Source organism: Natronospira elongata, assembly GCF_034931365.1.
Lineage (GTDB): Bacteria > Pseudomonadota > Gammaproteobacteria > Natronospirales > Natronospiraceae > Natronospira > Natronospira elongata.
The window spans coordinates 21,964-36,699 of sequence record NZ_JAYGII010000005.1; the positions used below are offsets into that span (position 1 = coordinate 21,964).

Consider the following 14,736-nt stretch of genomic DNA (forward strand, 5'->3'; position numbering starts at 1 on the left):
TCTGCCTGCTGATGCTGAGCGCCTGTGCGGACAACGGCGACAGCAATGGCAATGACGACGACAACCGTCCCGCCGAGCGACAGACGCCCATTGCCGCGGTGGAAGTGACGCCACGGGACTTGTCCCGCCAGATCAGCCTGTCGGCGGCGGTGGAGCCCTACACCCGCATCCGCCTGGCCAGCCGGGCCAGCGGTCTGGTGCAGACCGTTTTTGTCGAGGAAGGGGACCGGGTGGAAGCCGGTGCCCTGCTGGCGCAACTGGATATGTCCGAGGAAGAGGCCGAGCTGGAACGGGCCAGTGCGCGGCGCGAGGAGGCGGAGCTGGAATACGAGCGGACCGCCAGCCTGCTGGAGCGGGGCGATGTCACCGAAGTGGAATACCAGCGAGCCCGAACCGAGCTGCGGGCGGCGCGGAGCGAGGTGCTGCTGTGGGAGACCCGGCTGGAGTTCGGCCGCATCCTGGCCCCGCGCGATGCGGTGATTTCCGATCGCCTGATCGAGCCCGGCGAGGCGGTGAGCGCCCAGGATGCCCTTTTCGAGCTGGTGGACATGACTCGTCTGGTGCTTCGCCCGGGCGTTTCCGAACTGGACGTGGTCCACCTTTCCCAAGGTCAGGCGGTGCCCGTCAGCCTGGATGCCATGCCGGACAATCCCTTTGAAGGCGAGATCCGACGGATCTTCCCCACCGCCGAGAGCGGCAGTCGCCTGATCCGGGTGGAGGTGTCCCTGCCTGAAGAGGCGGCCGATGCCGGCGTCCGGCCGGGATTCCTGGCCCGGATTCGACTGGCGGTGGATCGTCGCCCCGATGCCCTGGCGGTGCCGGCCAGCGCCATCGGCGAGGAGGACGATAAACGTTATGTCTATGTGGTCCGCGACGACCGCCTCCACCATCGGACGGTGGAAACCGGGGTCACCCGGGGCAACTGGACCGAGATCCAGTCTGGCCTGGAGGAAGGCGACATTGTCCTGGCCACCAATCCCATCGAGATGAGCGATGGTCAGGCGGTGAACATCGTCGGCTGGCGGGGGTGATTGGCGGCTTGGTCCCGGCGGAGAGGGGGCGATGCCCCGTTCAGGGACGCTATGGATACATCCCTGTACGCTCTGGGTTCGGCATCCTGCCTCACACAGCCCTGAAAGGGGCACCGCCCCCTCTCCGCCTACCGTGGGTGCCGCCAATCGGGTTTTGTGACTGGAATGAGATGTGGCCATGAGCGAGCAGAAGCTTGAAAAACGCAGTGGCGGGCGGCGCGGGATCACCAATGCCGCGATCCGTCGGCCGGTCGGGACCCTGGCCATTGCCTCGGTGGTGTTCGTGCTGGGCTCCTTCTTTCTGGATCGTCTGCCCATCGACCTCCTGCCCACGATCGAGAACCCGCTGATCCGGGTCACGGTGAACTATCCCGGGGTGGCCCCGGAAGTCATGGAACAGCAGGTGACCCGGGTGGTGGAACGCAATCTGGCGGCCACCGAGGGGGTGACCCGCATCCATAGCCGGGCCTCGGAGGGGCGGACCAACGTCAATCTGGAATTCGAGCACGGCACCAATCTGGATCTCGCCCTGCAGGACGCCTCCCGTTTGCTGGAACTGGCCCGAACCCAGCTGCCCGAGGACATCGACCCGCCCCGGCTTTATCGCTTCGACCCCTCGCAGGATGCCATCTGGGAGGCGGGGTTCAGCTCCACGGTGCGATCGGAAACCGAGGTCCGGGACTGGGTGGAGCATCAACTGGCGCCGCAACTGCTCTCCATTCACGGGGTCTCGGGGGTCGAGGCGGCTGGGGGCCAGGTCCGCGAGATGTCGGTCACGGTGGACCAGGAAAGGCTGCAGTCCTACGGCCTCACCATGCAGCATCTGATCACCGCGCTGGAAGGCGAGAATGTGGACATCGCCGCCGGCTGGGTGACCTCGGACACCTTCGATGTGATGGCCAAGACCGATGGTCTGTTCCGCTCGGCCGAGGATATCCGCAATGTATTGCTGCAACTGCCCGACAATGATCGGCGAATTCGCCTGTCGGAGGTGGCCGAAGTTCGCGACGGCTATGGTGATCAGCGCCTCTTCGTGCGCCTGAACGGGGTGGAGGCGGCCCAGGTCTCGGTCTTCAAGATCCCCGAGGCCAATACCGTGGAAGTAGTGGACGAGATCACCGCGACCATGGACCGACTGGAACGCACCGGCTTCCTGCCCGCCGACATCCAGTACGAATCGACCCGGGACCCCACCTACTTCATCCGCGGCTCCATCAGCTCGGTGGGCGCGGCTGCCATTCTCGGCGGGGTGCTGGCCATGTCCATGGTGCTGCTGTTCCTGGGCAGCCTGCGCAAGAGCTTTGTCATCGGCCTGTCCATTCCCCTGGCCCTGATGGCCACCTTCGCCATGATGGGCGCCAGCGGCCTGACCCTGAACATCATGAGTCTTGGGGGCCTGGCGCTTGGAGTGGGCCTGCTGCTGGACAATGGCATCGTGATGCTGGAGAACATCTTCCGCCACCGGGATGAGCTCGGCAAGGAACCCGAGGATGCGGCCCATGACGGCTCACGGGAAGTGGCCTCGGCGATCACGGCGGGGACATTGACCAATCTGGCCGCGGTGGTCCCGTTCCTGCTCATGACCGGCATGGCCGCCCTGGTTTTCCGGGAGCTGATCCTGACCATTTCCTTTGCCATTCTCGCCACCCTGGCGGCGGCACTGACCCTCATTCCCATGCTGGCCGCGCTGCTGGCTCGGGTGCGTTTTGAGTCCGGCCTGTCGCGGACGCGACTGATTCGCGGCTTCAACGCTGCCGTGGATGGCCTGCGGGATGGCTATCGGGCGATCCTGCCCGGCGTGCTTCGCTGGCGCTGGGGGGTGCTGGGTCTGGCGGTGCTCGGTCTGGCCGGGGCCAGTCATCTCTCCGGACAACTGGGCAATACCTTTCTGCCCCAGGTGGACGACGGCAATGTGGGCGTCTTCATGGGCCTGCCGCCGGGCACGCCGCCCCATGAGAATGATGCCGCTACCCGCCAGATCGAGGCCCTGATCGATGACATGCCCCATGTGGAATCGGTCTTCACCCGGGTCGGCGGCCATCTCAGCGGCGGGGTGATATCGGAGCGGCCCGGCACCTCTCGACTGAGCATTCAACTGGTCCCGGCGGTGGATCGGGAGATGAGCGCCGGTGAATGGGTTCAGGAAGCCCAGTCGCGCCTGGACGAACTGGACATTCCCGGGGCCCGCCTGGTGGCCAGACCGCCGTCCATCCCTGGATTGCGCTTCTCGGTGGCGGGCACGGATCTCTCCATCGGCATCGTCGGCGAGGATCTCGAGGAGCTCAATGTCCTGGCCCGGGAGCTGGTGGCCCAGCTGGACGGCATCGAGGGACTGGAAGGGGTGGAAGTGGGCCGCGAAGATCAAAGTCCCCTGCTCCGGATCCGGGTGGACCGGGAGCGGGCCGCGGACCTGGGCCTGAATGTCTCGGATGTGGGCAATGCCATCCGCCATGCCGTGGACGGCGCAGTGCCGACCCGCTTTGTCACCGGCCAGACCGAATACGATGTTCGCATTCGGCTGCCGGAAAGCGAGCGTAGCAACCCGGAAAGCCTGGGAGGCATGATGCTTTCCCGTCCCGACGGCCAGCCGGTGCTGCTCCGGGATGTGGCCGAGTTCGAGTTTACCGAGGGCCCGGCCCATATCGAGCGGGAGAACCAGAATCGACTCAAGCGGGTCAACGGCGACATCAATACCGAAATACGCGACATTGGCAGCGTGATGGCCGATGTGGAGGCACGGCTGGCGGAGATGGACTTCCCGGATCACATCAGTCTGCTGGTGGGCGGACAATGGGAAACCATTCAGGACACCAACCGGGAGCTGCTCACGGTCATCCTGCTCGCCCTGTTCCTGGTCTTCGTGGTCCTGGCGGTGCAGTACGAGCGCCTTTCCAATCCCCTGGTGATTCTCAGCGCCGCACCGCTCGCGCTGATGGGTGTGGTGGGGATCCTCTGGCTGACGGACAACCCGCTCTCGGCGCCGGTGATGATCGGGGTGATCCTGCTCATCGGGGTGGTGGTGAATAACGCCATTCTGCTGGTCGAATACATCGAGATCGGGCGGCGGGAGCAGCAACTGCCGGTGGACCGGGCCATTGTCGAGGCGGGCGCGGTCCGTCTGCGCCCCATCCTGATGACCACGACCACCACGGTGCTGGGCATGACCCCGCTGGCCATCGGCCTCGGCGAGGGCGCGGAGATCATGCAGGCCCTGGCGCTGTCGGTGATCGGGGGCCTGTTGATGGCCATGCTGCTGACCCTGTTCGTGGTCCCTTGCCTGTATCTGGTGGTAAGCCGCTTCAGCGAACACGCCAAGGCCTGGCTGACCGGGGGGCGGTATGGAGAGGCTGGGGGCTAGTTAGCAAGGCAGAAACGTTTGGCTTCGATTGGGGTGGGACCCTTCGATGACGGTGACGGGGGCGTTCCGGCCTTGGGTCCGACAGGGGTTTCCAAGAACGCCGTAAATACATCCCTTTAGGCTCTGTGGGCGACGTCCTGTCGCCCACAGTCTTGAGCAAGCCCACTAGGACCAAAGCCGGAACGCCCCCGTCACCGCGATCGAAGGGCCCCACCAGGATCGAAGCCACCCACGAAAGCAACCCCCACCAATCTGGCAACTAATCTGGCCCTAAAGCCCCACCCACGCTATATTCGGTGGCTGAGTTTTCGTGGGGGTAGAGGCATGCGTGCAAGCTGGATTCTCATTGTCCTGGCAATCGCCACCCTGGTCTTTGTACTGCTGCAGCGACCGGGGGTGGATTCAGACACCGGGCGGGACCTGGCGCCGGCGCAAGAGCCGGATCGGGCCGTGGCCGAGCGGGAGCCCGCGCCGCCCCGCGAGGCGGCGCGAGAAGGCCGCCAGCCGGAACCCCGCGAAGAGCGGGAGATCGCCGAAACTGAGCTGGAAACCCAGGACGAGTCGGATCGTCCCCAGGGGGGGTATGACAGCCGCGGCCGCGAATTTTATGAGAGCGAGGACTACCACGCCTTTGTCGAGGATGCCCTCCAGGATGCCGCCGATGGCGACCCCTCCGCCCAGTATTACCTGTATCGTGCGCTGTCAGAGTGCGAACTGGCCGTGAGCCAGTTTGATGGCGAGTTCCCGGACGAATTCGAACTTGCCGCGGCGCTGCCGGCGACCATGGCCCCGGGTGTGAATGAACTGATGATGCAGCAGGTGGAGCGCTGCCGCGGTTTCTTCGAACAGGAACCGGCCCAGTATGGCTCCGCGCGGGGCTGGCTCGAGGAGGCCGCGGCACAGGACTACGGCCCGGCGGTGATGCACCAGGGGGTGCGCCAGTATCGCCACTGGATGGCGGGCCGCGACAGTGGCTTCGAGCCGGATCGGATCGTCGATACCTTGCGGGACAGGAATCCGGAGTCCCTCTCCTATGCCAGCCAGCTCAGCGCGGTCAACAATTCCCCCCAGGCCGACGAAAGCGCCTGGCTCATGCTGGCCTGCAAGTACGGGCAGGACTGCTCCGGTGATGCCGACTGGGTCCGTGCCCTCTGCCTGCAGCAGGGCTGCCCGCCGGATTTTGACGGTGCCGAAGACGCCCTTTCCATGTTGCTCAGCCCGGGCGAAATGGACCAGGCCCGCGACCGCATGCAGGAGCTGGAAGAAGCCCTGGACCGGGGCGATTTTGAGTCGCTGTTTCCCTAGGGACCCTCTAGAGGGTCCCTACCCCTCTTTTCGCCGGCAAGCGGGATGCTATGATCCGTCCGGTTGCCGGCATTTGCCCTGGCCGTGAGCCGGCCTCTCCCACTAACCGCCAGAACCATGCTTGTCAGGAGTGATTACCGTGAAGAGCAGACTGATACTGGGCCTCAGTGCCCTGCCCCTGGCGCTTGCTGCCTGCGGCGACAGCCCGGACACCGAGCGCGATCGGAGCGAAGCCCCCGCGGCTGAAGAGGCCGCCGATGAGCGCAACCCCCTGCTGGTTGCCAGCGACCTGCCCTATGGCGCACCGGCCTTTGACCGGATCCGTGCCGAGCATTTCCCCGAGGCCATCGAAAAGGCCATGGCCGAGCACATGGCCGAGGTCGAAGCCATCGCCGACAACCCGGAAGCACCCAGCTTCGAGAACACCATCGTCGAGATGGAACGTTCCGGTCAGCTACTGGCCCGGGTGATGCGGGTTTTCTCGGCCCTGGCCGGCGCCCACACCAATGAAGAGCTGCAGGGCGTTCAGCGCGAGTTCTCGCCCAAGCTGTCCGCGCACCAGGACGCCATCAATCTCAATGCCGCCCTCTTCGAGCGAGTGGACAGTCTCTATCAGGAACGCGAGGAACTGGACCTGGATCCCGAGTCCAAGCGGCTGCTGGAGCGGTACCACACTGACTTTGTCCGCGCCGGCGCCCGGCTGAGCGAATCCGAGCAGGATCGTCTGCGGGAGATCAACACCCGTCTGGCCGAACTGGGCACCGAGTTCAGTCAGAAGGTGCTGGCCGAGGTCAATGACTCGGCCGTGGTGGTCGAAGACCGCGACAAGCTCGACGGCCTCTCCGACAGCCAGATCCGCCGCGCCGCCGAGGAAGCCGAGGATCGCGGCCTGGAAGGCAAGTACGTGATCACCCTGCTCAACACCAGTGGCCAGCCGCCGCTGTCACGGCTGACGAACCGCGATCTTCGGGAACGCGTGCATACCGCCTCCCTCAACCGGGGCAGCCGGGGCAATGAACACGACACGCGCGAAATCGTGGTCGAAACGGTGAAACTGCGCGGCGAGCGCGCCCGCATGCTGGGTTATGACACCCATGCCGATTACATCCTGGAAGAGCAGACCGCCAGTGATCTGCAGACGGTCAACGATCTGCATGACGACATCAATCCCATCGCCATGCGCAATGCCCGCCAGGAAGCCGATGACATCCAGGCCATCATCGACGAGACCGAGGACGAGCCTTTTGAGCTGGCCTCCTGGGACTGGGCCTTCTATGCCGAAAAGGTTCGCCAGGAACGTTATGCCTTTGACGAGTCCGATGTGCGGCCCTACTTCGAATTTGAAAGCGTGATGGAGAATGGCGTTTTCTATTCCGCCGAGAAGCTGTTCGGCATTACCTTCGAAGAGCGCCACGACATTCCCGTCTATCACGACACCGTGCGGGTCTATGAAGTCTTCGAGGAAGACGGCACCCCCCTGGGCCTGATGTACAGCGACATGTACTCCCGCGGCTCCAAGCGGGGCGGGGCCTGGATGAACTCCTACCAGATCCAGTCCGAGCTCTTGGGCGGCCAGCCGATCGTGGGCATTCATCTCAACATCAGCCATCCAGGTGAAGGTGAGCCCACCCTGCTGACCTGGGACGAAACCACCACCCTGTTCCACGAGTTCGGCCATGCCATTCACGGCCTGTTCTCGGATGTGCGCTATCCCCGCTTCTCCGGTACCAGCGTGCCCCGTGACTTCGTGGAATATCCCTCACAGGTTTATGAGATGTGGGCGTCCTGGCCGGAAGTGCTGGCCAACTACGCCCGCCACTACGAGACCGGTGAGCAGATCCCGGAAGAACTGCTGGAGCGGGTCCTGGAAGCCCAGCAGTTCAACCAGGGTTTCCGAACCGCCGAGTACATGGCCGCCTCCACCATCGACCAGGCCTGGCATCAACTGCAGCCGGAAGATGTGCCCCCCGCGGAGGAAGCCATGGACTTCGAGGCCCGGGTACTGGCCGAGCACGACATGGACTTTGCCCCGGTGCCGCCGCGCTATCGCACGCCCTACTTCTCCCACATGATGGGCGGCTATTCCGCCGGCTATTACTCCTATATCTGGAGTGAAGTGCTGGATGCCGACAGCGTGCTCTGGTTCGAGGAAAACGGCGGCCTGACCCGCGAGAATGGTGAGCACTTCCGCAGCACCATCCTCTCCTCGGGCGGCACCATGGATGCCATGGATCTGTACATGGAATTCGCCGGCCGCGAACCCAAGATCGAGGCCCTGCTGGAACGCCGCGGCCTGCTCGACGACTAAGACCGCCGGCAAAAACAAGCGCTATCAAGGCCCCTTCCGGTTTCCGGAAGGGGCTTTTTCGTGGTTCCGGGCGGTAACGCGGAGAACCGTGGGAGCGGATTCATCCGCGATTGGCCATCAGGTGGCACGACGGCTTGCGCGGGCGTCGCGGCAAGGGAGAAGACGTGTCGACCGGGCCATCCTGCTACGATTCGCAAAAGGGAATCCTTGGCGACCCAGATCGAAGCAACAACTGCATTGGTACGAAGTAGTCATGCGTGTGAGTAATCAGCTGCCTCGGCGACCGTGGCGCCTTAACCAAGAATTCTCAAAGCGTCTGAAACGAGAATTGCCGCTCATATTAAACAAACAATGGCGATCGCAGTACTTTTCAAAATTGAGGTGCTCGCTTACTGCCATGGCCATAATGGCCGCAGCTGCCGGACTCATTGGATTCAGCCAGCCTACGCTCGGATCAATTCAGCTAGGTTCATCAATGTCCGGCTGGCATGGGTTTTGGTTGCTTTTGCTTTCAGCGATGCTGGGCCTCGTCGTCGCTGGTAGTCATTCGCACAGATTCAAACAGGAGATTCTGTAGGCCCAACGCTTTCGATCCTGGATCGCTCTAAATTCAACAGCATCTGCCACGACTTATACCGGTTTCATTCTGTTTGCCGGCTGGCTGCTTTTGTTCAGCAGCTTTGCCTATCCCGAACTATCGAGTGTTCTTGTCGAATCACTGCGGCTTGATCAAGCCGCACTGGATGATGGGGCCTACTGGAAGTTTGCGAGCTACGCGCTTCTTCACTTCAGCTGGATCCATATCGCGCTGAATCTCATTGGACTGTTCTTCTTCGGACCCATATTTGAATCCTGGCATGGACGCAAAAACTTCCTTGTCGTACTCATTGGCGGCATCCTGGTCGGTGGCCTGCTCCATTCACTGCTTGATTCGGAAACCGCCGCGGTAGGTGCATCCGGCGGCATCCTGGCGATTCTCGCGTGCCTGGCGGCTCATTCAATCCTTTCTCGCGACGGATCCCGCTAGTATACCGTGCCGAGAGCCTGATCGCCGTTGTTTTGGCCATCTCACTCGGGCACGGAGTTGATGCCGTTGCCCAGACCATCCATCTTGCGGGAGTCGCTTGGGGTGTTTTCGTCGGCATTGTCTTGTGTCTTCTCGGACGCAAAACAGGTTCAGGGGATGTTGGGGAACCTCTGAGTTAATCCATTCGCGCATACAGCCGCAAGCCGACCATCCGAGAACTTTCCGTCTTCCTCCGTTGACTCTGTGTTCCAATCGCCCACCCAAATTCCGGTCAGTCGGCATTCAGCACTGTCTCGACAAGGGACAGGGCGTGGTGGTCGTAGGGGCTGCCGAAGAGGTTGCAGTGGTTGAGGACGTGGTAAAGCTGGTAGAGGGGGCGGCGTAGATGGTGGTAGCCGGGGTCCAGGGGATAGTGGTGCTGGTAGGCCTGGTAGAAGCCCGCGTGGAAGCGGCCGAATAACTCGCTCATGGCAAGGTCGCATTCACGGTCGCCGTAGTGGCAAGCCGGGTCGAAAATGACGGGCTCGTCGGCGCCGATACGGGCGCGGTTGCCAACCCAAAGGTCGCCGTGAAGGAGGGACGGGGCGGGTCTGTGGTCCGCCAGCAGGCGCGGGAGGGCTTCGAGCAAGCGCTCGCCGGCCTCCTGTAAGGCACCGCCCGCGCCCTTGGCGGCTGCCCAATCCAGTTGCGGACGCAAGCGCTGCTCGCGGAAGAACCAGCACCAGTCCTGGCTTTGGCGGTTGGGCTGGGGCGTGAGGCCGATGTAGTTGTCGCGCTCAAGGCCATGGTGTTCGGCCTGATGCCCGTGCAGAGCGGCCAGGGCCTCGCCCAGACGGGTGTCGCTGGCCTCGCTTGGGGCGGACAGTGGCAGGTATTCGCACAACAGCCAGGCGATATGGCGGTCGCGGCCCTGCGCCAGAACCGTGGGGACACGCACCGCGTCGGTCGCCGCCAGCCTGGCCAGGCCGTCGGCCTCGGCTGCCAGCATGGGGTTATTGCTGGCCGGCAGGGTCTTGAGGAAAAACGACTGATCCTCACTGTCCAACTGCCAAGCGTGGCCGATGTCCCCGCCCGACAGCGGCCGGCAGTGGATTCGAGTCTCGGGCAGACCGGCGGCCCGGAAGATGGCCTGGCGCTGTGATTCACTTGGCTCAGGCATGCGCCAGACCCAGCTTCCTGCGGTTGGCTCGACCCAGACCGACAAGGCGGTCCAGCTCGTTCAGGGCCGATGGGTCGACTGGCCCCCGCGGCGGCAGGGCGTCGAAAGGCAGCGGGGCGTCATCCCGCAGGCGGGTTAGGGCGCGGGCCCGGAAAGCCACTTCCCGATGCGCCTGCAGTCGTTCGCGGAGACGGGCGGCGCCGCGCAGCCCGTGCTCGAGGAGGCCGTCGAGATCGGCGTACAGGGCATCCAGGTCGCTGTAGAGCGAGAACAGGCGGGCGGCGGTCTTGGCGCCGATGCCGGGCACGCCGGGAATATTGTCCACCGGGTCGCCCACCAGGGCGAGGTAGTCGGCCATGCGCTCGGGGGGAAAGCCGAAGCGCTCGGCCACCGCATCACGATCGCGGGCCGCCTTGCCCGGCCCCTCCCAGAAATAGTCGCCCGGGCGCAGCAACTGGGCGAGGTCCTTGTCCCGACTGATCAGGGTAATGGGCAGTGCCTGGTCTCGCGCCAGGCGGGCGGCGCTGGCCATCAGGTCATCGGCCTCGAAATAATCGGAAGCGAGCACGGGCAGGCCCAGGGCCTCGGACAGCGTCCGGGCCCAGCGGAACTGACACTCCAGTTCCGGCGGCGGCAACTCGCGGTTGGCCTTGTAGTCCGGGTCGATTTCATTGCGAAAGGAGCTGCTCAGGCTTTCATCGAAGCAAATCAGGAGGGGCTGGCCGCCGGTTTCAGGCAGCAGGTCCACCAGGGTGGTGGCGAAACCGCGAAAGGCATTGGCGGGCTCACCTGCGGCAGTAGTGATGGAATCGGGCAGGGCAAACCAGCCGCGAAAGAGAAAGATGGAGGCATCAAGAAGGTAGAGCACAAAGATCTCTCAATTGCGCTCCAGCAGACTGCTCAGACGCTTGTGCAGGGGACTGGTCCGAGGGAAGTGGGCCAACAGGAATTCCATCTGGTCAGCCAGCACCCGACGACCCTTGAGATAGACGTACTCGGCATGGGTGGGGGTGAAGGGAACGGCCAGAAGCTGCATCCCGGCCTGTTCCGGTGTCCGGTCCGCCTTGTGGTTGTTGCAGCGCTTGCAGGCAGTCACCACATTGTTCCAGTGATCGTGGCCACCCTGGGATACCGGGGTGACATGATCACGGGAAAGCAGATTGCTGGGAAAGCGATCACCGCAATAAAGGCAGAGGCGGGCATCACGCCGGAAGAGAGTGTGGTTGTTCAGTGGCGGCGTGTACTGTCCGCGGGCGCGGTTGACGTACTTGCGGCTGCCGGGGGTGGCGATGATGGAGTGGACAGTGAGGATGCTTTGGCGGCCCGTGCGTGCACAGATGCCACCGTGGAGGTCGTACAAGGGCGAACCAACCTCATAGGCCACTTCGCCCAGATGATAGAGCCTTGCCGCGTCCTGGTAGCCAATCCACTCCAGCGGCATGCCCCCGATGTCGGTTCGCAGCACCTGCTGAGCCAGATTATTCATGGTTCGCTCCGAAGCCCGGTTGCGCGAACGGGGCGCTTGGACTCAGGTCAGAAAACACCGCCCGCATCAGCTTTTGTTGACACTTTTACATCCATTTCCCCTGCCTTGACAAGTTTTTGATCACGGCGGCAACAAAAAATTCACGCCGCCAACGAGGCCTCAGAGGCTGCTACACTCAATCGAGATACTTTCTGCCAGCCCAATAGCCAAGGGAGCGAAGATCACAATGAGCACAGTCATCGCGGTGCCCGCGGAGACACGCGAGGGGGAACGGCGGGTGGCCATGGCGCCGAGTCTGGCGCCAAAGCTGGTCAAGGCCGGGGCCCGGCTACAGATCCAGGCCGGGGCCGGCAAGGCTGCGGGATTCTCGGACCAGGCATTTGCCGACATCGATGGTGTGGAGATCGTCGAGGACGCCGACACCCTCTGGTCTCAGGCAGACCTGGTCTTCGCGGTCAGACGTCCGGAGATAGAGCGCCTTCGGCAAATGAAGCCCGGTGCCGGGCTGGTAGGCTTTCTGGCGCCCTGGGAAAGGGATGAATTTGTCGGCGCCCTGGCCGAGCAGAAACTTTCAGCCTTCGCGGTTGAGTTGATCCCCCGCATCTCCCGGGCCCAGTCCATGGATGCCCTGTCGTCCCAGGCGGCGGTGGCCGGCTACAAGTCCGTGCTCCTTGCGGCTGAACATCTGCCGCGTTTCTTCCCCATGCTCACCACTGCCGCCGGCACCATTCGCCCGGCCAAGGCGCTGGTGGTGGGGGCCGGTGTCGCCGGCCTGCAGGCCATCGCCACGGCACGACGACTGGGGGCAAGGGTGGAAGCCTTCGATGTGCGCTCGGCGGTCGCCGAACAGGTTGAGTCTCTGGGGGCGAAGTTCGTCGATACCGGCGTCAAGGCCGAGGCCGAGGGCGGTTACGCCCGGGAATTGACCGAGGAAGAGAAGGCCCAGCAACAGGCGGTCCTGGCCAAGCATGTGGCTCAGGCCGATGTGGTCATCACCACGGCGGCCATCCCCGGCCGCCCGGCGCCAAAGATCATTACCGAGGCCATGGCCAGGGACATGAAACCCGGCGCCGTCCTGGTGGACCTGGCAGCCGAGACCGGCGGCAACTGCGAGCTGACCGAGGCCGGGCAGGTCAAGCGACTGGGATCTGTCAGTATTGTGGGGCCCACCGATGTGCCCGGCATGATTGCCGAGCACGCCAGCGAAATGTTCGCCCGCAACCTCTGGAATTTCACCCAGCCCTGCGTGGGTGAGGATGGCGGGCTCACCTGGAACATGGATGATGAGGTCTATGCCAAGAGCGTGGTCAGCCACGATGGCGAAATCCGTTTTCCGGCTGCGGAGGAAGGCAAATGATCGAATTGACCGGCTTTATTGCCCTCTACATCGTCATGCTGACGGCCTTCGTCGGCATCGAGATCATCTCCCGAGTCCCGGTCATTCTGCATACCCCATTGATGTCGGGCTCCAACTTCGTGCATGGCATCGTGGTGGTGGGGGCCATGGTGGCCCTGGGCCATGCCGAGACCACCCTGGGGCAGGTCATCGGCTTCATCGGGGTTGCACTGGGCGCAGGCAATGCTGTCGGCGGCTATGTGGTGACCGAGCGCATGCTTGAGATGTTCAAGTCCAGCAAGGGAGAGAAGGCGTGAGTGAAATCATCAGTCGGGATACGCTCGATCATCTGATTCAGGCCAGTTATTTCATCGCCATCCTGCTGTTCATTCTCGGTATCAAGAGGATGTCTTCGCCGGTCACCGCCCGACGCGGTATCCGCCAGGCGGGCCTGGGGATGGTACTGGCCGTGGCCGCCACCTTCTTCCTGCCGAACATGGGCAACTTCTTCCTGATCATCAGCGCCCTGTTTGTGGGCAGCCTGCTGGCCTGGGTCAGTGCCCGCAAGGTGGCCATGACCGGCATGCCGCAGATGGTCGCGCTCTACAACGGCATGGGCGGGGGCGCCGCGGCGACCATCGGGGCCGTGGCCCTTTATGCCGACAGTGACTATGGCGTGGTCATCATGAGCCTGGCCGTGGCCGGTGGCCTGATTGGCTCCATCGCCTTCTCCGGCAGCCTGGTGGCCTATGCCAAGCTGGAAGGGCTGATTTCCAAGACCATGCGCTTCCCCGGTCAGCAGCTCTTCAATGCCCTGGTTTTCCTTGGCGCCATTGGCTGCGGGGCGGCCCTGCTGGTGGTGGAAGGCTACCCCTTCGAGCTGATCACTGTCTTTTTCGTCCTGGCCCTGCTGGCGGGGATCACCATCACCTTGCCCATTGGGGGCGCCGACATGCCGGTGGTGATCTCCCTGTATAACGCCCTGACCGGCCTGGCGGTGGCATTCGAAGGCTTCGTGCTGGATAACGCCGCCATGATCATTGCCGGCACCGTGGTGGGCGCGGCAGGTACCCTGCTGACCCAGTTGATGGCCAAGGCCATGAACCGGCCCCTGTCCAATGTCCTTTTCGCGGGCTTTGGGGATACCGGTGGCGAAGGGGGGGGCGGTCCCGAGGGCAATATGAAGGAAACCGAGGCCTCCGATGCCGCCATCACCATGGCATATGCCGAGAAAGTCATTGTGGTGCCGGGGTACGGCCTGGCGGTGGCCCAGGCCCAGCACAAGCTCTGGGAATTCTGCGAGCGACTGATGGAACGGGGCGTTGACGTCAAGTTTGCCATCCACCCGGTCGCGGGCCGGATGCCCGGTCACATGAACGTCCTGCTGGCTGAAGCCGGCGTCCCCTATGACCTGATCTTCGACCTTGAGGAGATCAATGCCGAGTTTGACGAAGCGGACGTTGCCTTGATCATCGGTGCCAATGACGTGGTCAATCCGGATGCCCGCAACAAGAAGGACAGCCCCATTTTCGGCATGCCCATCCTCAATGCGGATCATGCCGACAATGTCATGGTCGTGAAACGGGGACGGGGCACCGGTTTCTCCGGCGTGGAGAATCCGCTCTTTTTCGCCGACAACACGCAAATGGTGTTCGGCGACGCCCAGGAAGTAGCGAACCACTTCATCCAGGGTCTTAAGTCACTGGCCGAATAGAGCTGTAGGGCC

11 protein-coding genes are annotated in these 14,736 nt (G+C 63.5%); 8 read left to right on the forward strand and 3 right to left on the reverse strand.

All coding sequences use genetic code 11. The features are described 5' to 3' along the window. The first annotated feature begins 11 nt into the window (after positions 1 to 11). The 5 genes from VCB98_RS03770 to VCB98_RS03790 all read left to right on the forward strand — a co-directional run bounded on the left by VCB98_RS03770 (position 12) and on the right by VCB98_RS03790 (position 9,029). A complete protein-coding gene (locus VCB98_RS03770) occupies positions 12 to 1,031 on the forward strand; it encodes an efflux RND transporter periplasmic adaptor subunit (RefSeq protein WP_346050670.1) in 1,020 nt (339 codons plus the stop codon). Between the two features lie 178 nt (positions 1,032 to 1,209). Then, a complete protein-coding gene (locus tag VCB98_RS03775; protein WP_346050564.1) occupies positions 1,210 to 4,389 on the forward strand; it encodes an efflux RND transporter permease subunit in 3,180 nt (1,059 codons plus the stop codon). A gap of 324 nt (positions 4,390 to 4,713) precedes the next feature. Next, entirely contained in the window at positions 4,714 to 5,694 is a 981-nt protein-coding gene (locus VCB98_RS03780) for a hypothetical protein (protein ID WP_346050565.1), read from the forward strand. Positions 5,695 to 5,833: 139 nt separating this feature from the next. After that, complete coding sequence (locus tag VCB98_RS03785) at positions 5,834 to 8,002, forward strand: M3 family metallopeptidase (protein ID WP_346050566.1); 2,169 nt, start codon at positions 5,834 to 5,836, stop codon at positions 8,000 to 8,002. A 667-nt stretch (positions 8,003 to 8,669) separates the two neighbouring features. Continuing rightward, complete coding sequence (locus tag VCB98_RS03790) at positions 8,670 to 9,029, forward strand: rhomboid family intramembrane serine protease (protein WP_346050567.1); 360 nt, start codon at positions 8,670 to 8,672, stop codon at positions 9,027 to 9,029. Between the two features lie 271 nt (positions 9,030 to 9,300). Here the strand turns inward: VCB98_RS03790 and VCB98_RS03795 are convergent, their stop codons facing one another. From VCB98_RS03795 to VCB98_RS03805, 3 genes are read right to left on the reverse strand one after another with little or no spacing between them, the layout of a single operon-like run. After that, positions 9,301 to 10,188 (reverse strand): fructosamine kinase family protein, encoded by an 888-nt coding sequence (locus tag VCB98_RS03795; protein WP_346050568.1) that lies wholly within the window; start codon positions 10,186 to 10,188, stop codon positions 9,301 to 9,303. Beyond that, positions 10,181 to 11,056, reverse strand: coding sequence for a 5'-3' exonuclease (locus VCB98_RS03800; RefSeq protein WP_346050569.1), 876 nt, complete (start codon positions 11,054 to 11,056; stop codon positions 10,181 to 10,183). Before VCB98_RS03800 ends, VCB98_RS03795 begins: the two co-directional genes overlap by 8 nt. A 9-nt stretch (positions 11,057 to 11,065) precedes the next feature. Next, complete coding sequence (locus VCB98_RS03805) at positions 11,066 to 11,674, reverse strand: HNH endonuclease (protein WP_346050570.1); 609 nt, start codon at positions 11,672 to 11,674, stop codon at positions 11,066 to 11,068. A gap of 226 nt (positions 11,675 to 11,900) precedes the next feature. Here VCB98_RS03805 and VCB98_RS03810 point away from each other — a divergent pair, with 226 nt between their 5' ends. The 3 genes from VCB98_RS03810 to VCB98_RS03820 are packed head-to-tail and all read left to right on the forward strand — an operon-like array spanning position 11,901 to position 14,724. Then, on the forward strand, positions 11,901 to 13,031 hold the full coding sequence (locus tag VCB98_RS03810) for a Re/Si-specific NAD(P)(+) transhydrogenase subunit alpha (protein ID WP_346050571.1): 1,131 nt from the start codon (positions 11,901 to 11,903) through the stop codon (positions 13,029 to 13,031). After that, positions 13,028 to 13,327, forward strand: coding sequence for an NAD(P) transhydrogenase subunit alpha part 2 (locus VCB98_RS03815; RefSeq protein WP_374729188.1), 300 nt, complete (start codon positions 13,028 to 13,030; stop codon positions 13,325 to 13,327). The genes VCB98_RS03810 and VCB98_RS03815 overlap by 4 nt, the downstream gene beginning before the upstream one ends. Further along, positions 13,324 to 14,724, forward strand: coding sequence for an NAD(P)(+) transhydrogenase (Re/Si-specific) subunit beta (locus VCB98_RS03820; RefSeq protein ID WP_406672928.1), 1,401 nt, complete (start codon positions 13,324 to 13,326; stop codon positions 14,722 to 14,724). Before VCB98_RS03815 ends, VCB98_RS03820 begins: the two co-directional genes overlap by 4 nt. Positions 14,725 to 14,736 lie beyond the last annotated feature (12 nt).

Excerpts from the sequence above, each read along its gene's own strand:
- VCB98_RS03795 (WP_346050568.1), bottom strand. The coding sequence starts at position 10,188 with ATGCCTGAGCCAAGTGAATCACAGCGCCAGGCCATCTTCCGGGCCGCC.
- VCB98_RS03780 (WP_346050565.1), top strand. The coding sequence starts at position 4,714 with ATGCGTGCAAGCTGGATTCTCATTGTCCTGGCAATCGCCACCCTGGTC.
- VCB98_RS03770 (WP_346050670.1), top strand. The coding sequence starts at position 12 with ATGCTGAGCGCCTGTGCGGACAACGGCGACAGCAATGGCAATGACGAC.
- VCB98_RS03805 (WP_346050570.1), bottom strand. The coding sequence starts at position 11,674 with ATGAATAATCTGGCTCAGCAGGTGCTGCGAACCGACATCGGGGGCATG.
- VCB98_RS03815 (WP_374729188.1), top strand. The coding sequence starts at position 13,028 with ATGATCGAATTGACCGGCTTTATTGCCCTCTACATCGTCATGCTGACG.
- VCB98_RS03775 (WP_346050564.1), top strand. The coding sequence starts at position 1,210 with ATGAGCGAGCAGAAGCTTGAAAAACGCAGTGGCGGGCGGCGCGGGATC.
- VCB98_RS03810 (WP_346050571.1), top strand. The coding sequence starts at position 11,901 with ATGAGCACAGTCATCGCGGTGCCCGCGGAGACACGCGAGGGGGAACGG.